We start from the raw sequence: 23,756 nt of genomic DNA, 5'->3' as shown, positions 1-23,756 counted from the left end.
TTATGCACGGTTTTCTTCGAAAAAACAACGATATTTTAGGACAAACCGGCATAAGCCAGCAGGCTCGTACATAGATTGATATTGAGAAACAAATAAGGAGAAAAACCATGTTAAATACGATGAGTGTGAAAAATTTAAAAACCTTCTCGGGCCTTGATCGAAAGCAAGTTGCTTTCTCTAGAGCAAAACATGGCTCGAATGAAATCACCCCTAAAAAGCGGAACAGCTTTTTTAAGCAATATCTGAGCAGTTTCGGTGATCCTCTCATTCAAATACTGCTTGCTGCCTTAGCACTTGACGTAATCTTCCTCTTCCGAGATGCGGACTGGATGGAAGCCGGAGGAATTGCAATCGCCGTGTTTTTATCTACCTTTGTATCTACCATTTCCGAATATGGAAGTGAGTCCGCTTTCCTGAAATTAATGCAGGAAGCAGACTGCATCCAATGCCGTGTTCTGCGTGATGAAACTGTAAAATCATTAAGCATTAAAGAAGTGGTCGTTGGTGATTATATTTTATTGCAGGCAGGTGAAAAGATTCCGGCTGACGGCATCATTGTTTCGGGTCATTTAAAAGTAGACCAGTCTGCTTTAAATGGCGAAACCGCTGAAGCTTCAAAAACAGAATCTTCCAATGTGATTACTTTTATCCCACCGCAGGACTGGGAGTTGTTATCTTCAGAGCAATTGTTTCGCGGCAGTATTGTAAATGATGGAGAGGCGGTCATGAAGGTTTTGCGTGTTGGTGATACAACCTTCTATGGGCACATGGCAAGAGAAGTTCAAGATGAGACACGAGACAGCCCGCTGAAAGTAAAACTTGCCGGATTGGCGAAAAGCATCAGCAAACTTGGATATTGTGCGGCTGCCTTAATTGCGATTTCTGATTTATTCTGTGAAATTGTACTCTCACAGCAGCCATTTACTTCTCTTTTGGACATCACCTTACCAACACTTTACCAATTTACGGAATACCTTCTCCACGCATTGACCTTAGCAATCACTGTTGTTGTTGTGGCAGTGCCAGAAGGACTCCCAATGATGATTACGGTGGTTCTTTCTTCAAATATGCTTCGTATGCTGGCCGATCAAGTTATGGTAAGAAAATTAGTAGGCATCGAGACATCCGGAAGCTTAAACATTTTATTTACTGATAAGACAGGCACGTTAACCGAGGGAAAGCTCAGTGTAAGCAAATTTATTCTTGGTGATGGCACCGCTCTGTCACAGGAATCAAAAAATATATATTTATCGCAGCTTCTCTGCCTTTCCGGCTTCTATAATACCAGCAGTTCTCTGTCGGACGGCAAATCAATTGGAGGAAATGCTACGGATCGAACGCTGCTTGACCACATCGAACCAATTTTAGACCAAGATATGAGACGTTTTTTATCTTCCTATCAAAAAGAAGATTTTCTGCCATTTAACAGCACGCAAAAATTTTCCGCCGTTCAATTGATCGGCAGAGATAGTATTACCTTACTGAAAGGCGCCCCGGAGCGACTGCTTCCAGCTTGCAGACACTATTATGATGAACAGGGGAACGTTCTGCCTTTTAGTGATTCAAAGGCTTTAGAACGGATGTGGAAATCCATGACTGCAAAGGCAAATCGTGTTCTTGCCATTGCTTCATCACAGACACCTCTCAGTCAGCTCACTGCTCTATCCGAACATACAAATAGTTTGCAAATAGCAACATCCGATTTAAAATTAATTGCATTGGTTGCTATCACTGATGCGATTCGCCCTGAAGTCCCTTCCGCGGTAAAAGAGGTACAGAAAGCAGGTATTCAGGTAATTATGATGACAGGTGACAACCGTGAAACCGCAGCAGCAATTGCGAAAAAAGCAGGTCTGCTCGACCAACCAGACAAAAAGATATTTACAAGTACAGATTTACTGCAAATGGATGACGAGCAGCTAAAAGAGGTTTTGCCCGCTACCGCTGTCATTGCACGGGCTCTTCCAACCGACAAAAGCCGCCTGGTAAAAGTTGCTCACGACATGAATTTGGTTGTAGGAATGACCGGAGACGGTATCAATGATGCCCCTGCTTTAAAAAAGGCCGATGTCGGCTTTGCTATGGGAGACGGAACAGAAGTTGCAAAAGAGGCCAGTGATATAGTCATTTTAGATAATAATTTTACTTCAATCTCCAAAGCTGTTTTATATGGAAGAACTATTTTTAAAAGTATAAGGAAATTCATTGTTTTTCAGCTTACCATGAACCTCTGTGCTGTGGGAGTCTCTCTTTTATGCCCATTTTTAGGTTTTGACACCCCTATAACCATTACACAGATGCTCTGGGTGAATATTATTATGGATACATTGGCTGGTCTAGCTTTTGCCGGAGAGCCTCCACTTAAGGAATACATGGAAGAAATGCCAAAAAAGCGAGATGAAGCCGTATTAAACCGCGATATGATCGAACAGATTCTTTATATGGGTTTGTGTACCATCACACTTTGCGTATTCTTTTTAAAACATCCTTGGTTTGCTTCATATTTTCAGCTTGAAGCAGCACCGCTGCGCTTTATGACCGCTTTCTTCTGCTTATTTATTTTCTGTGGTATTTTCAACAGCTTTAATGCACGTACACACCGGTTGAATTTAACCGCTCATTTAGGACATAACCCTGGATTTATCAGCATTATGATACTGGTTTCCTTCGTTCAAATTCTCTTTATCTTCTTCGGAGGGGAACTATTCCGGACGTGTCCTTTAAGCATGAATGAATTACTGTTAACCATACTCTTGTCTTCTTTGGTTATTCCAATCGACCTGATACGTAAGCTATGGCTAAGGCTGCACCATAAGCAGGGAGCTTTATAAAAGATTCTTAATCGCAGCTCTTTCCGTTTTAGTTGTTTGTTGATTAAAAACATGATAAAATAAAAAAAACTTCCAAGGAAGGAGCGTATTGCTTTATTTTATAAAAGTTATAGTGATACAAGTGATGAGATGCAATTTAATATCGGAAATAAAGTAAAAAGTTTGAGAAAACAAAAAAAAATGAGCATATTACAGCTTTCCGAAAAGTCCAGTGTCAGCACCGGACTTATCAGTCAAATAGAGCGGGAACTTGTAGTCCCTTCTGTTGTCAGCATATGGCGCATTGCACAGGCATTAGACACAAACATCAGCTACTTCTTTGATGACGATAAAAAAAATGACCGTGTTATTATACGAAAAGACGATCATAAAAAAATTATTATGAATAAAGGCAATGGGATTTACCAGCTTCTTTCACCAGATACGAATGACCGGCTCCTGGACCTTGTTAAAATCACTTTAAAGGGTGGACAAATCTATGAAAAAGAGTATCTGACTCATGAAGGAGAAGAATGCGGTTTTGTTCTTTCGGGGACATTGACCGTGCAGCTTAATGATGAAAATTATGTACTTCATGAAGGAGACAGCATTTATTTTAACAGCAACCTTCCTCATAAATATGTCAATTTTGAAAAGGAAGATTGTGTTTCTATTTGGGCAATGACACCTCTATTCTTCTAATCCGTTACTTAAAACTACGCCGCACATCTACTCATGTGCGGTTTTTTTAACCTTAAAAAAGAAGACCTTTTTATAAAGAAGTCTTCTTTTGCAAGCACGATCAAAATGTGTTTTTTCAATTCATCTCCGTTAGCAGTCAGCCTATTATTTTTTTTATGATTCGGTGAAAATTTTTATAGCTAATTGCATCAATTTCCTCGTCACTGAAACCTGTTTTCCTCATTTTTTCCAAGAGTGCCGGAACCTTTGAGCAATCTTCTAATCCTGCCGTATACGAAGTATCTTGGTCGCTGTAGGAGCGCATGGAATCAACTGACATAAATTCAAAGAAATCGAATCCGAATCCTACATGTTCTACACCAATTTTATTACAAATATATACAATGTGCTTTAAAAGGTTGTCCACTGTCTGCTCAGAAAGATCTAAGCTGACAAAACGATTGAACGAATTGATTCCTACCAGTCCGTCTAAATTACGAATTTCAAGCAGCTGTTCATCAGTCAAATTGCGTTCTGCATTGCTTAAAGCGCGCGCATTTGAATGTGATGCAATAATTGGAGCTTGTGCCATACTTACTACATCCCAAAAGGATTTTTCATTTAAATGTGAAACATCCATGATCATATTTTTATCCATTATTTTTTTTACAGCTTGTTTCCCAAGAGAAGTAAGCCCTCTGCTCGGATCCCCTTGCACTCCTGTAGCCAAAGCATTTTGTTCATTCCAAGAAAGCATAGCATGTCTTGCTCCAAAATCGTAATATTCATCAATCAAACGTAAATTCTCTCCAACGCTGCTTAGTCCTTCCAGACCAATGAAAATATAAAATTTACCTTCCCCCTTTGCCTTCATCATCTGTTCATAATTTTTTACGATAACAATTTCATCACAAACAGCTATCTCTTTTTTTACTGCATCTATAATTTGCAGCGTTCTTTTATACGGTTCTTTATCATAAGGAGGATCGACCCATATTACAAAAATGCTTCCTTCAATTTGACCTTCGCGAAGTCTTGGTAGATGATATTTTCTCAGTATATCTGTTTCTCCCCTTAATGAACGAATTGTTACGTCTGACCAAATATCGGAATGCCCGTCAAAAACCATACTTTCTCCTTCTTTCTACTTTACTCTCATGACTATATTAATAAATTCCCTATAAAAATTCCCAAATAGGTTCCGATCACATACCCCAATGTACCTACCAGCATAATTGGTCCTACCAGCTTGATCCATCCTTTTGAAATTGCCATTGCAACCGCCGTAGTCGGCCCACCGATGTTTGCATTAGAAGCCAGTATAATATCTTCCAAATTAAATTTCAAGAGTTTTCCAAAGACGAAAACGAACAACATATTGATTAGAACCATGATGGCACAGAAAGCCAAAAGGAGCGGTGAATTTTTAATGATCATCATAATGGATGCCGGAACACCGATAACGAAAAAGAAAAGGTAAATTAAATAGGTACCGATTTCCTGCGTTCCCTTGATTTCACCAAATGTATTTGGTGCGAAAGTAGCTGCACACATTGCTATAGTCGTAATGATCAGATATTTATTTCCAAGTAATGCATTCAACATATTTGTCACAACCGTATCGGTCGGAATCGCTTCCGTGAAGAATGCTCCAATTGCTGTCGATACTGCTACAATAATAAAGCTCGTCGCACAAGCAAACGCAATATCTTTTAATGAAATTTCTTTTCTTCCCCAATAAGAGGCCGCACTTGTCGAATCACTTTGATTCTTCCCCATCGCTTCTACTTCATCAAGAAATGGATGTGGATAATTTCTTCTAAAGAAACCAATGGAAGGGATCGCAATTAATACAAAGAAATAGAGTGTCATCAAAAGATTGTCCGCAACAGTGGCTGCAGAAACCAGTTCTCCCGGAATATCAAATGCACCTGCTAATGTTGCAAAGTTAACGCCTCCGCCAATATAGGAGCCTGTCATCATACCCGTAACACCTGCCAAACCCGGAATAAAATTACGCAAAGCCATGTAAGCCACGATTGCGCCGCATGCTGTACCAAGTGAGCCAATCAAGAAGATAATCAGCATGCGTCCGCTTTCTTTCCATATCTTCTTGATATTACATTGCATCAGCAGCAAAGGAATCGCCATTGGTACGACATATCCCCAAACAACATCGTATACAGGGGCGTCGGTTGGAATGATATTAAAGTTAGTTAAAACCAAAGCTCCCAAAAGTGCAATAATTGCACCAGACATTTTCGCAGCCCACGTATACTTCTGTTCAAGATAAATGCTGAATGCTACCCAGCCTGATATGATCGCCCACAATACCCACGTGTTGTCCGCACTTATTAACGTATTTTGCATTTTCCTGACCTCCTTAAATAATAATTGCTTTTCATCAATTTATTGATGAATAATTCATATTCATTATATGAATGAGCTCGTAAAATGTCAATAAGTATCCTGAAGAAAAATTCAGAATAATGAATATTTGTATTTTGTGAGAATAAAATCTTGAAAAATCAGCAATTATCAAAAAATAAAATCAAATACTACATATATTACCTTAAATATTTTTGTTCCATTCCTTTTTCGTTCACTGAATCACCAAATCCCCTATCTTTTTCAAGCTACATTTTTACCTATCTACTTTTTTGTTTTATTAAGTTTAAATTTATTGGAAAAACTTTTCTTAAAGATTTCCCTTCTGCATTTTTTTATTTCATGAATATTTTCTATGAAATAAAAAAGCAGACAGTGAGTGATATTCTCGCTGTCTGCTGAAACTTTTTTTATCCAATTTTTCTTTTAGCCGCCTCATTTTCTTCTTTTTCATAAAAAATCTTGAAGTTTGGATCCACTTTTCCGATTCCCATATATCTTGCTTGATAGTCTTTAATTAAGTCTGTAAACTTCGGTGCTAAAATCAAAAGTGCAACAATATTTGCAAATATCGGCAATGCTGTCGATGCATCAGAAAATAACCAGACGGTGGTACCCGGGTATTCCATATATACTGCTATAAATACCAATGCCAAACTCGGGATTGGATATGTCCATTTATAAATTTGTAAAATAAGATCTTTTTTCTTTGATTCCCCGATTAAATATCTCACAACAACCTCGATTTGTGCATAAACACCACTGGATGTGGTCAGTCCGAAAAGGAAGACACCAAATGCTAAGATAATGCGCCCAAAAGAGCCTATCCCTGTTTCAAATGCTGCTAATGTCAGTGTTGCCCCATCCAATCCGCTGTTCCACTGACCAGTAATCAAAATAACAAGACAGGTAATAGAGCAAATAATAAAGGTATCTACAAATACTTCAAAAATTCCCATAAGGCCTTGCTTAATCGGGTGGTCTACCTTTGCAGAAGCATGGATCATCGGAGCGGAGCCCCATCCAGCCTCGTTGCTAAATACAGAACGTGCCATCCCCGTTTTAATTGCTAAAGTAACACTGGCTCCCATAAAGCCTCCAAAGGCTGCCGATCCGGAGAATGCGCTTTGAAAAATAAGACCAACCACACTTGGTAGCATACCTACATTTTTTAAAATAATAAATAGTCCGCCCAAAAGATAAAATGCACACATAAACGGCACCATCTTACTAGCAAATTTGCCGACTGACTTTAAACCACCGCTAATCATTACATACAGCGCAATTGTATATACAATACCGACACCGATCATACCAAGATCAAAGGTATTTGCAACTGCCTCTGAAACGGTATAGGTTTGAATATTAATTACATATCCTGTCATAAATCCAAATGCAAAAAGAGCACTTAAAATTTTAAAAACAGGTTTCCAATTTTTTTCGATCCCAATTCCTTTTTTCATGTAGTAATTCGGACCGCCATACGCTTCATTGTTTTTATCTTTGGAACGATAATGGACAGCCAATGTAATTTCAGACATTTTAATAATCATTCCAAACATTCCCGCAATCCACATCCAGAAAACCGCACCAGGCCCTCCGACTGCAATCGCAGTTGCGACACCACCAATGTTTCCGACTCCAATAGTGGTTCCAAGTGCTGTACTCATCGCTTCCATTGGAGAAAGCACACCCGTTTCATTTTCGTCTTTTTCACCTTTTCTGAAAATACTTCCGACCGCGTGTTTTATTGCTGTCTTGAAATTAGTAAATTGAAAGAAACGAGTTCGAATTGTAATATATAATCCGGTTGCTAAAATTAAAACAACCATTGGTAGTCCCCACATATAGTCCCAAATCAAAGTAATCATAAAATTTTCAAAATTCATCATTCTCCTCCTTTACATCTAAAGTTTATACTAATTGCTTTAACGTCCTGTCAATAGCATGCTTTATAATTCTTGGAGTTCTTTCGTACAGATCTTCTTTCAGTACACGTTCCGTTAATTTATGGAAATCCTTTCCCCATGGACCGATATTAATGACCGGCATACTTATTTTTTCGATGCTTGCGGCTGGGATATTATACATTTTTCCAAAAAACGGCATGGAGTCTTCTAACGACTTTGTCACTTGCTTTACATTTCCTATACTCGTGTAACTCAAATCAGATATTCCTGTATAAAAATATTCTTTTATATATTCTTGTTCCCACTCCTTCATAGTAAATTCATTTAACTCTTCCGCAATATTTTTAATCGAATCCCCTAAATTCTCAAAGAACAAATTTGATACATTTGGATAATATGGCGGAATTAATCCATATACAATTTTCGGTGACAGATCATCAATGTAATTATAAATAAAATTAATTAAATCAAAATTGCAGGCAATAAGACTCATCTCATTTCTCTTTATCTTTTCGTGCAGCATGTCCATTTTCTTGTGATATGCCTGTGCAAACTGTTCTCCGTATGCTTCATACGCTTCTTGATAAAGGGCTGAAAAATCAATAACCTTTTTCTCCCAAGGAAGCTTATGAATCGGCTGTTTCGTCGCATTTTGAAACTGCCTGTAGCTGTCATTCATTTCAGTTAAGATCTCTTCAAATGCTTCCTCGCAAATATTCTTTACCTTTTTTAAAATACCTGACGGCGTCTGATTTAAGGTAAGTATACTAAAACACCCAGATACCGATAACGGCATAGATACATCATAATTTACCTTATCATCCCTTAGGTAAAGCCATGTCGGCGGTGGGGAAGCCTCTTCTCCGACCGTATCACTTAGTTCCATGTTAAGCTCGGTTTTTCGTACAATGCTGCTCATTAAGTTTAAAGGATTAAAGCCTTCAAACACCTTTCCTGCATGTGCAAGAGAACCTCTTACATAAATGAAAGGCATTACTTTTCCAACAGACCCAAGCGAAAAGACTCCTTTATCAAATTCTTTGCGTTGATGCGGTTCAGAGTTGATCATCAATTTATACTGCAATCCATATTTATCCTGAAGCTCTGAGAGCAATATAACAGCTGCTCTCATTCCAGAAGATAAATTTTCTTCATCCGGTACACCGATCACAATAAGGTTTCCTTCAAAATCTGTCAGCTGTGTATAATAGGAAAGCAAAGCCATCTGAATCGCCCCCCCTCCCTTCATATCGCAAACGCCTCTTCCGAATAAATAGTTCCCGCTTTCCAAGTCATCTTGCACTTCTGCCTGAAGCGTATTCTTTATTTTAAGCAGTTCTTTTTCCAATTCATCTGGGGAGAACGCCAAAGGCTTTAATAGCTTAAAATCTTCAATTGTTACTACATCGTAATGGTGAATCATCACAATTGTATCGCTCAAATTCCCCTTATGCATTGCCCAGCACACGGAGCGTTGAAATACATCATCAAAAATGGGATACGCACCATAAAGTTCTTGATGCTTTTTAAAATACGGTATTTTGCTAAAATAATTTAGAAAAAATCCTTCTGCTTCTTTCTCTCCTTTTGAATAAGTGAAACTCTCTGCTTTAATATAGTGATAAACAATTTCTTTGATTTCTTCGCCGATACGGTCAAATACAATATCCTTTTTCATAAAAATCGCTTCCTTTACAACCGAGTGAGTGGACAAGTCAAGCAAGTCGGCCCACCAGTTCCCCTATAAGACATTTCCTTTCCTTCGTATGTTTCTACATTGACACCTACATCTTCCAATTTTTTCTGAATGTCCGGACACCCTGCAATCAAAATACATTTTCCCGGCTCTAATGCAAGCAAATTTGATCCTAAATAATCGTATTCTTCATCGTTGCACTCAATAAGCTGAATTCCTTTTTCCAATAGCCATTCTCTAAAAAATACTGGCATGAATTTAGAATAAACAACTGCTTTGTCCGTATCTACAAAGCTAATGATGCTCATAAGGTGCAAGCAGCAATCCTCCCCATCTCCATGAGGCATCGGTACAATAACATACTCGTCAATTATGTCATTTGTAAGCTCCTTAAATTGACGTATCCCTTCATCATTGGTTCGGTATCCTCTGCCGATTGCCACCGTCTTTTCGTCAATCCAAAGGACATCACCCCCTTCCATTTTCCCCGGAGCCTCAATTACACCAAGCGTCGGTATTCCAATGCTTTCCAAATAGTCTTTCGTCGCCATATACTCTTTACTGCGCAATACTTTCCCCATTGGAAAATAAATCGCACCTTTTTTTGTGATCTTTAATGGATCATGTGTGTATATGGAATCCAAGCCCGTACGCACATCCTGTGGAAGATAATAAACATTCTCTACGTTTTTCTTTACTATACTTTCAAATACCTCGTATTCTTGCAGCACTTTTTGATAATCCGGACAGCCAAAATATTTAAACTCTTCCCACGTTCTATCTAAATTCTCCTGACTAATAAACGCATTGGCTGGATGCTTTAATAAAATAGATTCAATTTTGCCTACCATAGATTGACAACCATACTTCATTTTTATACCTCCTATGCTCTTCGTATAATTTGTTTATTGTATTTTGTATACTGTGCACTTTATAAAATAATACTGCCACAATTATTATCAAAAATCAACAAATATTTTTATTTTTCTGATAACGTACCGACTAATTGATCGATTCAGTCAAAAAATACCTTTTTATGATGTAAAATATAAATAAATATATTTTACATAAAAAAAATATGGTACAATTCAAAAAGATAGAATAGAAGTGATGTATGGAGGTTACTTATGGATCATTATTTGTCCCTGAAGGATCATGTGTATAATTACATTTCTGAGCGCATCAATTCAGGTACACTGAAACCGGATGATAAGATCAATGAATCGCAGGTTAGTGAAGAGCTTCATATCAGCCGTACGCCAGTTCGTGAAGCTCTGATTCAACTTGCCTCAGACGGATATTTAGACAACCTTCCAAGAAAAGGATTTCGCGTAAAGTATTTAACTGTGAAAAAAGCAAAGGACTTATATGATGTGATCGGTACTTTAGATGGTCGTGCCGCAGTTATATGTATTCAGCTGCTTAAAGAAACGGATCTTTCCAAGATGGAATCTTTAATTAAATCTATGGACGCCGCTATTGAGAGCGGTCTAAGCAATCAGTATTACGAACTTCAGATGGAATTTCATAACGTATATTTAAATCTATGTCCAAATACGGAAATTACAGCTTTACTGAACAAGTTAAAAAATAATTTCATCCGCAAATACTATGTATTTGAAAATCCGGATAATGAACTTTCTATATTAAGAGAAACAAACGATCAGCACTATGAAATACTTCGTCTATTTAAAGAAAAAAACGCTTCGGAATTGGAGCGTTTTATACGTGATGTTCACTGGAGCAGCAGTAAAGCACAATTCGATTCTCTGCTAAGATAAAAAACCATAGGATGTTTTATCCTATGGTTAAATTTATATATTTCTCTTTCTAATTTTCCAATAACTGATAAATCCTATCCTTGAAGATCTCTAATCAGCTTTGTTTTCAATTCCCACAACTCTTTGGAGAGATCTACATAGTAAATATGCGGATTTTCAAATCGTTTGATTTCATCCCATAATGTATTAATCTGATCCATACAGTACTCTCGAATTTCGTACACTGTGGGTGATTTATAAACTAACTCGCCTTCATTAAAAACCTGTACACGTAAATCCTTTGCATAAAAATTACAGATCTTCTTTCGCTTCCAAGTTGCTTCCGGATTGAAGATTTCATAATCACTTCCGCTTGGAATTCTCTCATGATTTAAAGTGATGACGTCTGCAAACGCCTGATTTGTCCCTTTATCATATAACCGATATACTTTTTTGAACCCTGGATTCGTTATTTTTCCAACATTTTCACTGATCTTAATTTTAGGTATAATTTTGCCGTTGGATTCCAATGCGGCCAATTTATATACACCTCCGAACACGGGTTCCGTCTTCGAAGTGATTAACCGTTCACCAACTCCGAAAGAATCAATCTTTGCTCCCTGACTGATTACATCCCGAATTAGATATTCATCAAAAGAGTTTGATACAATGATCTTACAATCTTTAAATCCTGCTTCATCTAGCATTGCTCTAGCCCGTTTCGTGAGATAAGTAATGTCTCCGCTGTCAATGCGGATTCCCATATTTTGTGGCTTCTTTTCCTTAAAAACTTTGATTGCATTCGGAACACCGCATTTTAATACATTATACGTATCCACCAAAAGTACGCAATTGGTTGGGTAAAGTTCCGCATATTTTTCAAATGCCTCCAACTCAGAATCAAACATCTGTACCCAGCTATGAGCCATCGTTCCCATCGCCGGAATTCCATACTCTTGATCAGTGAGGGTACATGCAGTTCCTACACAGCCACCTATATACGCAGCCCTTGCACCGATAATCGCTGCCGTAGCACCATGTGCACGTCGCGAACCGAACTCCATAACTCCTCTTCCCTGTGCAGAACGAACAATACGGTTTGCTTTCGTTGCAATTAGACTTTGATGGTTCATAATTAACAAAATCATAGTCTCTACAAATTGGGCTTGGATCACAGGTCCCCGCACCGTAATCAACGGTTCACCCGGAAATACCGGCGTACCTTCCGGAATAGCCCATACGTCACAAGTAAACTTAAAATCTCTTAAAAAATCTAAAAATTCCTCACTGAATATTCCCTTGCTTCTTAAATAGTTTAAATCATCTTCGCTAAAAGAAAGACCTTTTAAATAAGTAATTACTTGTTCTAAACCGGCCACAATGGCAAACCCACCGCCATCTGGGATTTTCCTGAAAAACATATCAAAATATGCGATTTGATCTCCCATTCCATGCTCAAAATATCCATTTGCCATAGTCAACTCATAAAAATCGGTCAACATGGTCATGTTTGTTCGCTCCATTTTCCTATTTATATCCTTTCAACGTGGCCGGAAATCCGGCAGTAATAACAGTGACTTTCCATTTAAAGGTCACCGAGCATTTATATCATTTTATCAGATTTTTCGCATAACACCAACCTTTTTTCCTTATTATAGCCAAAACAGGAAAAATTATCGACAAAAAAGAACCTTAAGCGCAACACTTAAAGTTCTTTTTCTATTACCCTTATATAGGACATTTTGTACGGCTTACAAATATTCTATACCTAAAAGGCGATCACATTTTTTTATAATATGTTTCCAATACAGGCTTTAAAAATTTACCAGTATAAGAATCCGAGCATTCTACCACCTGCTCTGGTGTCCCTATAACGACAAGATTCCCTCCACGGTCACCGCCATCTGGTCCCAAATCAATAATATGATCTGCCGTTTTAATGACTTCCAAATTGTGCTCGATTACCACAACAGTGTTTCCTGCTTCAACCAATTTATCCAATACCTGAATCAGCTTATCCACATCTGCAAAGTGAAGCCCCGTTGTTGGCTCATCAAGAATGTACAGCGTCCTTCCCGTACTTCTCTTTGAAAGCTCCGAAGCTAGTTTAATCCGCTGCGCTTCTCCACCGGAGAGTTGTGTGGACGGCTGTCCCAGCTTGATATAGCCCAAGCCTACTTCTTCTAACGTAGAAAGCTGTCTCGTAATAGTCGGGATATTTTTGAAAAATTCCAGAGCCTCCGATACATTCATATCCAAGACGTCAAATATGCTCTTGCCCTTATATTTTACCTCTAGTGTTTCCCTGCTGTAACGCTTTCCTTTACAAACCTCACAAGGTACATAAACATCCGGTAAAAAATGCATCTCTATCTTTATAATACCATCTCCGCTGCAAGCTTCACATCGACCGCCTTTTACATTAAAACTAAATCTCCCTTTCTCATATCCACGAATTTTCGCTTCAGGAAGCTGTGCAAATAAATCTCGGATATGTGTAAACACCCCTGTATAGGTCGCCGGGTTTGATCGAGGTGTTCTACCAATCGGTGATTGATCGATATTGATAATTTTATCGATATTTTCTATTCCTTTTATGTTTTTATGCTTTCCGGGTTTTTCCTTCGATCCGTTAATTTTTTCAGCTAAGCTCTTATATAGTATCTGATTGATTAAAGTACTTTTCCCCGATCCGGAAACGCCGGTAACACAAATCATTTTTCCAAGTGGAAATTCTGCATTTATATTTTGCAGATTATTTTCTGCTGCTCCGATTACTGAAATAGCTTTTCCGTTCCCCTCACGTCTTTTCTGCGGCACTGGGATCATCTTTTTTCCGCTTAAATATTGACCGGTTATCGATCGATCACAGGCAATGATATCCTCAACGGTCCCTTCCGCCACCAACTCACCGCCTTCGATACCGGCTCCAGGTCCAATATCTATGATATGATCCGCAGCATACATCGTATCTTCATCATGCTCCACCACAATTAACGTATTTCCAATATCCGTTAGATTCCGCAGCGTTTTCAGAAGCTTTTCATTATCCTTTTGGTGAAGACCAATGCTTGGTTCATCTAAGATATACAAAACACCGACCAGACTGGAACCGATCTGTGTTGCAAGGCGGATTCTCTGCGATTCCCCTCCGGATAAAGTCCCCGCCGCTCTTGATAAGGTCAGATAATCCAATCCGACATCGACAAGAAAAGTAAGTCTTTCCCGTATTTCCTTTAGGATTTGTTTCGCAATCGCTTCATCTTTTTCTGATAAAGTAAGTTGGTTGATAAATTTCAACGCTTCACGGATGGATAAATCAGAAAGCTCCGCAATATTCTTTTCGCCTACTGTTACTGCCAGAACTTCTGGCCTCAGTCGTTTTCCTTCACAGTGGCTGCAAGGAATCAGATTCATATATGCCCGCATCTTGTCTTTAATATAGTCTGAATTGGTTTCCTGATACCGCCGTTCTAAATTTGTAATCACTCCTTCAAAAGGATGATTACGATAAGATTGTGAACCGTTTCGACTCTCATAATAATATTCCAGTTTTCTATCTTTTGTACCATATAAGAGTTCCGTCTTAAATTTCTTGGGAAGATTCTGAAATGGTGTGTTTAAGTCGACATTATGCTCCTTTGCGAGCGCTTCTATCATTTGGCGATAAAAACTTCCGTACTCCATAGAAGAAAAGATTGCTCCTAACGCTCCGTCCGCTATGCTCATGCTTTGATCTGAAATAACTCGATCAGGATCAATTTTTTGAATAAACCCCAATCCATTGCATTGTGTACAAGCACCAAAAGGGCTGTTAAAAGAAAACATTCTGGGTTCTAATTCTTCTATACTAACACCATGATCCGGACAGGCAAATTTTGTGCTAAACAGTAGTTCAAAAGGATCGCCCTCTTTTTTTTGAACGAGAGCCTCCACCAAGCCTTCTCCATGATGCAGTGCAAGCTCAATTGATTCCGAAAGTCGTCCTTCTGCTCCCTGCTTTACAATAATACGGTCCACGACAACCTCAATTGTGTGTTTAAAGGTTTTTTCCAGCTTTATTTCATCCCCTTCAAGTTCACGTGTTTCACCATCAATGCGAACTCTAGTGAAGCCTTCTTTTTTAATCCTTTGAATAATTTTTTCGTGTTCTCCCTTCCGCTGACGGACGATGGGAGCTAAAATCGTTAATCGAGTACCTTCTCCAAGTTCCAGGAGCTGCTGGACAATTTGATCAACTGACTGGCTGCTGATCTCTCTCCCGCATACCGGACAATGCGGTACACCGATACGGGCATACATTAAACGGAGATAGTCATGGATTTCAGTCACAGTTCCCACGGTAGAACGTGGGTTTTTGCTGGTTGTTTTCTGGTCAATCGAGATTGCTGGTGAAAGCCCCTCGATGTATTCTACATCTGGTTTTTCCATCTGTCCTAAAAACTGACGTGCATAAGAGGAAAGACTTTCTACATAACGCCTCTGCCCTTCTGCATAAATTGTATCAAATGCCAGTGAAGACTTTCCTGATCCAGAAAGGCCTGTCAATACAACCATCTTATCTCTTGGTATTACCACATCAATATTTTTTAGATTATGCTCTTTTGCACCTTTTATAATAATGTCCTTTGACATACTGTTCCTTTCTAGTTAAAGCCTTGCTTTATATTCTAAAATTCGATCTCGAAGCTGTGCTGCGCGTTCAAATTGTAAATCTTTTGCAGCTTCCTGCATTTCTGCTTCCATACGCTTAATATAATCCTTAAGCTCTTTCTTTGTTAATTCAAGCGGACTCTTTCCTTTGTAGTATTCATCAGACTCCTCTGCAACCCGAGTAGCCTCGATTACTGCACGCACCGATTTCTCGATGGTCTTTGGTGTAATTCCATGTTCTATATTGTAAGCCTGCTGTATACTTCTTCTGCGCTCTGTTTCCGAAATTGCTTTTTCCATCGCTTCGCTCATTCCATCTGCATACAGAATTACCCTGCCTTTTGCATTTCGTGCTGCACGCCCAATGGTTTGAATCAGTGAAGTTTCGGTACGAAGAAAGCCCTGCTTGTCCGCATCTAAAATCACCACAAGGCTTACTTCGGGAATATCCAAGCCTTCTCTTAAGAGATTGATCCCCACCAGCACATTAAAAACACCTAGACGTAAGTCACGAATGATTTCCATGCGTTCCAATGTGTTGATCTCTGAATGGAGATATCGTACTTTAATTCCTGCATTTTTTAAATAGTCTGTTAAGCTTTCTGACATTTTCTTTGTCAGGGTTGTTACTAAAACACGTCCGCCTTCTTCTGAGACTTGATTGATTTCTCCAATCAAATCATCAATTTGGCCTTCTGTTTTTCGAACGTCAATCTCCGGATCTAAAAGTCCTGTAGGACGAATGACTTGCTGTGCTACCACATGTTCGCTCTTCTCTCTTTCATAAAGAGCAGGTGTTGCGCTAATGTATACGGCCTGATCAACCAAGCTCTCAAACTCATCAAACTGCAAAGGGCGGTTGTCGAGTGCCGACGGTAGACGAAAGCCGTATTCCACCAAAGACATTTTCCGCGAACGGTCTCCTGCATACATTCCCCGAAGCTGGGGAAGCATGACATGCGATTCATCAATCACTAAAAGAAAGTCTTTCGGAAAATAATCAATCAGCGTATAAGGGCGCATTCCTGCCGGAAGTCCGTTCATATGGCGTGAATAATTTTCAATTCCTTTACACATACCTACTTCTCTCAGCATTTCCAAATCGTACCGTGTCCGCTGTTCTAATCGTTGTGCTTCCAAAAGTTTACCCCTGTCCCGGAACCAGACTAAGCGTTCTTCAAGCTCTTCTTCAATGGATACAATTGCCCGCTCCATATTTTCCTTTGATGTCACATAATGGGATGCCGGAAAAATAGACACATGGCTACGAATACCCATAATCTCTCCCGTGACGGGATTCATTTCCTTTATCACTTCTATTTCGTCACCAAAAAGCTCCACTCTTACCGCATGCTCTGCACCCGCAGGATATATATCCACAACATCACCTCTGACACGGAAACAACCACGCTCAAAGCCAAGATCATTTCGCGTGTACTGAATCTCAATCAGTTTTCGAAGGATATCGTCACGATTTTTCTCCATTCCTGGTCTTAGTGACAAAACCTGATTTTCATAATCTACCGGGCTTCCCAATCCATAGATACACGATACGCTGGCAACAATAATAACATCTTTTCGTTCTGATAACGCTGCCGTTGCCGAGTGGCGCAGTTTTTCGATCTCATCGTTAATATCAGAATCCTTTTCAATATACGTATCCGTAGATGGAACATAAGCCTCCGGCTGATAATAATCATAATAGCTCACAAAATATTCTACGGCATTGTTTGGAAAGAACTCTTTAAATTCTCCGCAAAGCTGAGCCGCTAATGTTTTGTTATGTGAAATAACCAAAGTCGGTTTTTGAATTTGTTTAATCACATTGGCAATCGTAAAGGTTTTTCCTGATCCGGTTACACCCAATAATGTCTGGTGTTTTTTCCCTTCTTGTATCCCCTTTACAAGTTGATCTACCGCTTCTGGCTGATCACCCATAAGCTGAAACGGAGAAACAATTTTAAATTCACTCATATTCTCCCTCTATTCTTATATTCCCTATTAAAAGAATTCCCTCTTCACTAGTATAGCATTGCTTTTCATTTCTTTCAAGAACACATGTTCACTTTTTTAATGAAAAATTATTACAATTCCATAAAATATTTCTATGCTCTTCTTATCTTTGTTTTTTTAAGTTCTTTTCATTCTACTTTTAAGCTTTGCATACAGAATAGACAATGGTATTGCCGTAACACTGATCAAAGCCAGCTGAAGCAGCATTCCATCAATTACTCCAGTCAATCCAATCCGATTCGCAATTGCAGCCGCAAAAATAATAGCAAGAGGATGTGATAGGTAGATATAATAAGAACCTGCATTCAAGCTATTAAATATTTTTTTAATGACAATTCCGCTTCTTTTTTCTAAGAAATAGCTCAATGCAAAATAAAATAAAATTCCCATAACACAGAATAAGCAGTACACGTAAATCTCAATTCCAGAATAGCTTTCCGGTTTCCACATACTGCAATAAAACAAATAACTGTAATAGATTCCGCTTACTACAAAAACGCTGGTGATCAACCAAAAATACTTCTTTAAATAGCAAATAGCTTGTTCAAAATCTTTCGCAAAGTAACAGCCCGGAAGAAAATAAACTATATAAGTTAAAAAACAACGATGCGTCCAATCGAGAGGTACCCAGCGGTATGCCAGCAGATTAATTAGGATTCCCAAAGGCAGAATAAGTCTGCCGCTATAGTTCATTACGAGATAACGAATGATACCAAACAAAAAATAAAATTGAATAATTGTCACTACAAAATAGAGATGATACAGCATCCTCCCATTCAAAACCTGCTGAACAAAAAAGGTCAGGGAAACCGGATAAACGCCTCGATAAACATAACAGGCATAGTAAACTGCACACCAAGCAAGGTACGGTATAAAAATTTTGGTAAATCTGCGTTTTAAAAAAGTGGTGTATTGAAATTCCTTGTTTTTATAAGAATAAAACAATGCCATACCGCTTGCAAAAATAAACATTGGCACAGCAGGCTTCGCAAAGCGATTGATAAAAATTAAAATATCTAGTGAAATTCCCGGAGCAAGGCTGACAACAGGTGTTGCCGTAACGTGTATAAAAATAACCAAAATTGCTCCGATTGCTTTATAAAAGTCCAATCCTATAAGCCTTTTCCGAATCGAGCTGCTTTGCTGCTGCAACTTATCTTCCATTCTTATTTCTCCTAATCAATTTTTATATATTTCTTTTAACATATAATCATATCACTTATTCATATCATTTGTAAAATGCAAATAAAAAAACCTTTTAGAAGAATTCCAACTTTTCCTTCAAAAAAGGTTTTTAATTATCCTATTCTTCTATTACTTTTAAACCTTTAATCTGCATCTTTTTTAGATACTGCACAACATCTGCCGAAACTTCATCTAATTCTTTGCTGTTTAAGATCAAAATTGTCAGCTTATGCTCTTCACAGATCAACTTCAATAGTTTTATGAATGCGTTTACAATGCAGACATCTCTTATTTTCTCAAAAGAAAAACTGATATCAGGCGAATCTTCCTTCATGTCTAACAGTCTTGATTGAATGCATCCTAAACTCAATCGGTCTATCTTACTTAAACGTAGAATATCTTGCGGTTCTACCAATATGATTATCTTTTCAGTAACATCTGACATCCAGAAAAAAGGTATGTTTTTAATACCATCTGTAATAATCTTTAACTCAAGCCTTTGATTTATCTGTTTATCTGTAGAACTCCCATTTTTTTTACACTTCTGAGGGCACTGTGAACATTCTTCATTACTGGTTGTCTCCGATATATTCAGCCGAATTTCATTGTATTTATCTCTCAATGCATCAGAAGGTGCAATGCCAAGATTCCCTGCAAGCTGACTGCTAAACTGGTTATAATAGGTAATCGCTGCAACCCGCTTTCCGCACCTTACATAAATATCTAAAATTTTAGAAACCATCTCTTCATCATACGGTTCGATTTCTAGAATTTCATTGATCGTTTCTAAACAAACTTCATACTGTTTATCTTTTTCATAAAGCTCAACCAAGCGCTTCAGTATCTTTACCTTACGCTGTTCAAAATTAATGCGTTCATAGATAATCAGTTCATTAAATTCATCACATTTATTAAAGTAACAGCCTTCTAAAAAGTCACCGCGAAATAGCTGTTTCATCCTTAAAATACTCTCTACAGAATCTTTTTTACTTGGTTTAAACTTCATGATATCTAAAATATCACAAGTAAAATTAAATTCTTTATTAATACCACAGCACTCTTTATCGATATGAAGAAATGTATTTCCTCGTTCATCTGTCCCAATATTTTTTTTAATCAGCCATAAGTTATAACGCAGGTTATAGCGTGCCGCTTCCTCATTACTGTCCGGCCAAAGATATCCAATGATTTTTTCTCTACTCAAATACCTGTTTTTGTTTAAGACAAGCAAACAAATTAATGCAAAGGCCTTTGCTCCTAATTGATCTTCAATCGCTTCACCCTTCCACTCAAATCTTAATTTTCCTAAAAAACAAATATTCAACATGGTACCATCCTTACGTCTATCCTAGATTATTAAAAAGAATCTCTCCCGCCTTTATCGTTACACATACCTTAATTTTATTTATTTCGTCAGATGCAACCGAAAAAATGTCATGATCTAAAATTACAATATCTGCAAGCTTCCCCTTTTCTAATGTCCCCCTATCATTTTCTTTAAATACCCCGTAAGCCCCGTTACAAGTAAACATCTTCAGTGCTTCATATACACTGACCCTATGCGGCCTCACAGGATGATTTACCGCTGCATAAATTCCCAGCAAAGGTCTTGCCTCCGTAACATCGCTATCAGAACCGCCGCAGATTACCACACCGTTCTGCGTGATTTTCTTAAAAGGATTGGTTCGGGTGTATTTTTCCCCAAGCCGCTGTTCATACATTTTCCCAGAACCTCCCCAATAGAGTTCATATGTGGGCTGCATAGAAAAAAGAATCCCCAGTTCATTTGCCCTTTCAATTTGTGCATCCGTTGCCAACTCCACATGCTCCAAACGATGCCGAAGTCCGGTTATCCCCGTTTGATATAAAGCATTTTCGTGAGCATTGAGAGCAACTTGTATCGCTCGATCCCCAACTGTATATAACGCCAACTGTAAATTACTCTTATAACATTGTAAGACAAAATCATTGATCTCCTGCTGTGTCAAGCATAAGCTTCCCATCGTACCAGGACAATCTGCATACTCAAAAGAAAGTGCTGCAGTTCTCGCTCCCATTGTTCCGTCAATATACAGGCTGCCCCCAACACGTTTTAATCCCATTGTTTTTATTTTTTCAATATCCATTGTTTGATAAAACAGTATCATATCAATTGGAAAATCATCTTTATGCTCAAAGATAAAGTTTGCATCTTTGTCGCTGTACATCGTGCCGCCTTCCATCGCATTCACAGTTGTAATTCCATGGCTTAAAAGGTTAGGCATAATTCCGGATATCGCCTCTTTTCTGTCAATATCCGAAATGTTTTTCAAAATATTTGCCCGTAAAATAGCATTTGCTTTTTTTCGAAAGATGCCGGTTGGCATCTGCTTCTCATCCATTTCCACACCCTCTGCAGTAAATGGAATTTTAAAATACAGCATTGCATATGTGTTCAGCATGCTAACCTGATATTCTAATGAATTCAGCCATACGGGTATATCGTTGCAATACCGATCTAATAAGGTTCGATCCGGAAATTTTTTTTCTTTAAATTGCTCTGCACTTATTCGGATTCCACGTATATAGTTTCCATTTGAGTTTTCATATGCTTCACGGATCTGCTCTCCTAATTCTTCGTGTGTTCTCGCTTCACTTAAGTCCAAACTAATGGTGTTCAGTGCAGTCTGCACTACGTGAAAATGACTGTCAATAAAACCCGGCAATACCGTCTTTCCCTCTGCATCAAAGACCATCGTATTTTTGCCGACTAAGGGTTCGTATTCTCTGCCATTTCCCATTGCAACGATTTTGCTCTTTTCAATTGCGATCCAATCTTTTATTTTTTTATCCTTCATCGTTACACAATTCCCATTTTTAATTAGAATATCCGCGTGCATAAGTTTTTTCCTCCTGTAGCTATGCGTCCCGTAACTATGTGTATTAAACTGTATTGCAACAATTTGCTATTATCTTGTGGCAATTATAACACGAAAACCAGCCTTCCAGCTACAAATGTTTTTAATACCTTTATCTCTAAAAGATTTTTTACATCTAATTCAAAAGGATCTCGATCAAGAACTGCTAAGTCAGCAAACTTTCCTGATTCCAACGTCCCTAGCTTATCCTGCTGCCCAGTCGCCGCATGAACATTTTTTGTAAAAAGACAAAAGGCATCATAAACGGAAAGCCTTTCTTCTGGATAATATCCGCCCTCAGGCTGACCGTCGAAATCCATTCTGGTTGCTGCTGCATAAATGCCTTTCATCGGATCAAACGATTCCACCGGACAATCTGACCCTCCTGTTTGAATCAACCCTTCATCCTTTAATGTTTTCCAACAATATGCACCTTTTATACGTTCCGCTCCGATACGCTCTTCAATCCAATGTAAATCCGTACATAAAAAGATTGGCTGTATATCTAAAACAAGAGGAAGTTTTTTCATTCGGGCAATCAGCTCTTCATTGACCATCTGTACGTGAATAATTCGAAACGGCAGACGCTCTTCCTGTTCTTCTTTGCTCATACCCTTTTCTCTTGTAACCTGCAGGCAATTTTCAATTGCTGTCAACGTCATATCCAGTGCCGCATCCCCAATCGCATGAATTGCTAATTGCAAACCGTTTTCGTAACCCTTAAGAACTTTCTCGTTTAATTCTTCTTGGGTGCATACCACAAATCCACGGTTATCTTTATCGTCAGAATAGGGCTCTTGCAGAGCTGCAGACCTTGAACCTAACGAACCATCTGTAAACAATTTATAAGCACCATATTGTACCATACGGTATGGATCATTTTTCTCTTTTTCAGTCAGCACTTCTTTTTCAAACAATTCATCCAGGCAAACGGTAACACGAACCGGCAAATTGCCTTCTTCTCCAAACTTACGATACAGTGCAACATCTTCTTCATAGTTCCATATTTTAGCTGCATACGTATGAATCGTCGTTACACCCTTTGAAGACATATCCTCGAAAACATTTTGCATGATCCTGCGTTTTTCCATTGCATCAGACAATGGGTCCGGTATGATTTCATCAAAAATTTTAGTGGACTGTTCTCTTAGAATTCCATTTGGCTCTCCATTTTTATCAAACTCAACAATCCCTCCGCTTCCTCCATCGTATCCTTTTCCAACGCCGGCAACATTCAATGCCATAGAATTCGCAACAATAGCATGAAGGCAGCATCTTCTGATTACAATTGGATGCCTTGTACTAATTCGATCTAAATCCGCTTTCGTTGGAAAGCGATTTTCTTTAAACTTACTTTGATCAAAATTTACGCCTTTAATCCAAGTCCCATCCGGAGTATGCGCTACTTTCTCCTTCATCTTTCCTATCATATCTTCTATGCTACATGCATCCTTTAAATCAACCAGTGCCTGGTTTTGACAGTAGGCATACATATGCATATGCGAATCTGCCATACCTGGAATTACAGTTTTGCCTTCTAAGTCTATCGTTTTTTCACTTGAATACTTCTCAGCCTCTTTATTTGTGCCTGTAAATTGGATGATGCCATCTTTTATTCCAATCGCTTCTACGCTCTTTCCTTCTTCTTCCATAGTATAAATTTTCCCATTCAACAGGACTGTGTCTAAATTCATTTCGCGTTCCTCCTTTTTTAATACTATTTTCTTACTTATTAGAGAAAAAGGGAAGACTATTTACGCCTT

General features: G+C 38.4%; 15 protein-coding genes. 3 read left to right on the top strand and 12 right to left on the bottom strand.

Annotated features, from left to right (window positions below):
* The first annotated feature begins 107 nt into the window (after positions 1-107).
* Complete coding sequence (locus U5921_RS09200) at positions 108-2,831, top strand: calcium-translocating P-type ATPase, PMCA-type (RefSeq protein ID WP_324822652.1); 2,724 nt, start codon at positions 108-110, stop codon at positions 2,829-2,831.
* A 129-nt stretch (positions 2,832-2,960) separates the two neighbouring features.
* Positions 2,961-3,512, top strand: coding sequence for an XRE family transcriptional regulator (locus U5921_RS09195; RefSeq protein WP_324822650.1), 552 nt, complete (start codon positions 2,961-2,963; stop codon positions 3,510-3,512).
* A 136-nt stretch (positions 3,513-3,648) separates the two neighbouring features.
* On the opposite strand, the gene U5921_RS09190 is transcribed toward U5921_RS09195, so the two are convergent.
* The 5 genes from U5921_RS09190 to U5921_RS09170 form a co-directional block, all read right to left on the bottom strand.
* On the bottom strand, positions 3,649-4,620 hold the full coding sequence (locus U5921_RS09190) for a dipeptidase (RefSeq protein ID WP_324822648.1): 972 nt from the start codon (positions 4,618-4,620) through the stop codon (positions 3,649-3,651).
* Between the two features lie 32 nt (positions 4,621-4,652).
* On the bottom strand, positions 4,653-5,861 hold the full coding sequence (locus tag U5921_RS09185) for a DUF819 domain-containing protein (protein ID WP_324822646.1): 1,209 nt from the start codon (positions 5,859-5,861) through the stop codon (positions 4,653-4,655).
* Positions 5,862-6,289: 428 nt separating this feature from the next.
* Positions 6,290-7,768, bottom strand: coding sequence for a sodium:alanine symporter family protein (locus U5921_RS09180; RefSeq protein WP_324822644.1), 1,479 nt, complete (start codon positions 7,766-7,768; stop codon positions 6,290-6,292).
* Positions 7,769-7,793: 25 nt separating this feature from the next.
* Positions 7,794-9,467 (bottom strand): M20/M25/M40 family metallo-hydrolase, encoded by a 1,674-nt coding sequence (locus U5921_RS09175; RefSeq protein ID WP_324822642.1) that lies wholly within the window; start codon positions 9,465-9,467, stop codon positions 7,794-7,796.
* A gap of 14 nt (positions 9,468-9,481) precedes the next feature.
* A complete protein-coding gene (locus tag U5921_RS09170) occupies positions 9,482-10,357 on the bottom strand; it encodes a dimethylarginine dimethylaminohydrolase family protein (protein WP_324822640.1) in 876 nt (291 codons plus the stop codon).
* A gap of 255 nt (positions 10,358-10,612) precedes the next feature.
* On the opposite strand from U5921_RS09170, the gene U5921_RS09165 reads away from it, so the two are divergent.
* Positions 10,613-11,266, top strand: coding sequence for a GntR family transcriptional regulator (locus tag U5921_RS09165; RefSeq protein WP_324822638.1), 654 nt, complete (start codon positions 10,613-10,615; stop codon positions 11,264-11,266).
* A gap of 74 nt (positions 11,267-11,340) precedes the next feature.
* Here the strand turns inward: U5921_RS09165 and U5921_RS09160 are convergent, their stop codons facing one another.
* The 7 genes from U5921_RS09160 to U5921_RS09130 all read right to left on the bottom strand — a co-directional run bounded on the left by U5921_RS09160 (position 11,341) and on the right by U5921_RS09130 (position 23,687).
* A complete protein-coding gene (locus U5921_RS09160) occupies positions 11,341-12,768 on the bottom strand; it encodes a nicotinate phosphoribosyltransferase (protein WP_324822636.1) in 1,428 nt (475 codons plus the stop codon).
* Between the two features lie 256 nt (positions 12,769-13,024).
* A complete protein-coding gene (gene uvrA / locus U5921_RS09155) occupies positions 13,025-15,880 on the bottom strand; it encodes an excinuclease ABC subunit UvrA (protein WP_324822634.1) in 2,856 nt (951 codons plus the stop codon).
* Between the two features lie 15 nt (positions 15,881-15,895).
* The gene (uvrB, locus tag U5921_RS09150; protein WP_324822632.1) at positions 15,896-17,872 is read right to left on the bottom strand and encodes an excinuclease ABC subunit UvrB; all 1,977 of its coding nucleotides are present in this window, start codon (positions 17,870-17,872) and stop codon (positions 15,896-15,898) included.
* A gap of 156 nt (positions 17,873-18,028) precedes the next feature.
* Complete coding sequence (locus tag U5921_RS09145; RefSeq protein WP_324822630.1) at positions 18,029-19,075, bottom strand: acyltransferase; 1,047 nt, start codon at positions 19,073-19,075, stop codon at positions 18,029-18,031.
* 139 nt (positions 19,076-19,214) lie between these two features.
* Complete coding sequence (locus tag U5921_RS09140; protein WP_324822628.1) at positions 19,215-20,423, bottom strand: AfsR/SARP family transcriptional regulator; 1,209 nt, start codon at positions 20,421-20,423, stop codon at positions 19,215-19,217.
* Between the two features lie 16 nt (positions 20,424-20,439).
* Positions 20,440-21,975, bottom strand: coding sequence for an amidohydrolase (locus U5921_RS09135; RefSeq protein ID WP_324822626.1), 1,536 nt, complete (start codon positions 21,973-21,975; stop codon positions 20,440-20,442).
* Positions 21,976-22,058: 83 nt separating this feature from the next.
* A complete protein-coding gene (locus U5921_RS09130; protein ID WP_324822624.1) occupies positions 22,059-23,687 on the bottom strand; it encodes an amidohydrolase in 1,629 nt (542 codons plus the stop codon).
* Positions 23,688-23,756: the final 69 nt, after the last annotated feature.

This window comes from Sinanaerobacter sp. ZZT-01 (assembly GCF_035621135.1).
Classification (GTDB): Bacteria; Bacillota; Clostridia; order Peptostreptococcales; family Anaerovoracaceae; genus IOR16.
This window is presented reverse-complemented; position numbering and strand designations above follow the sequence as displayed.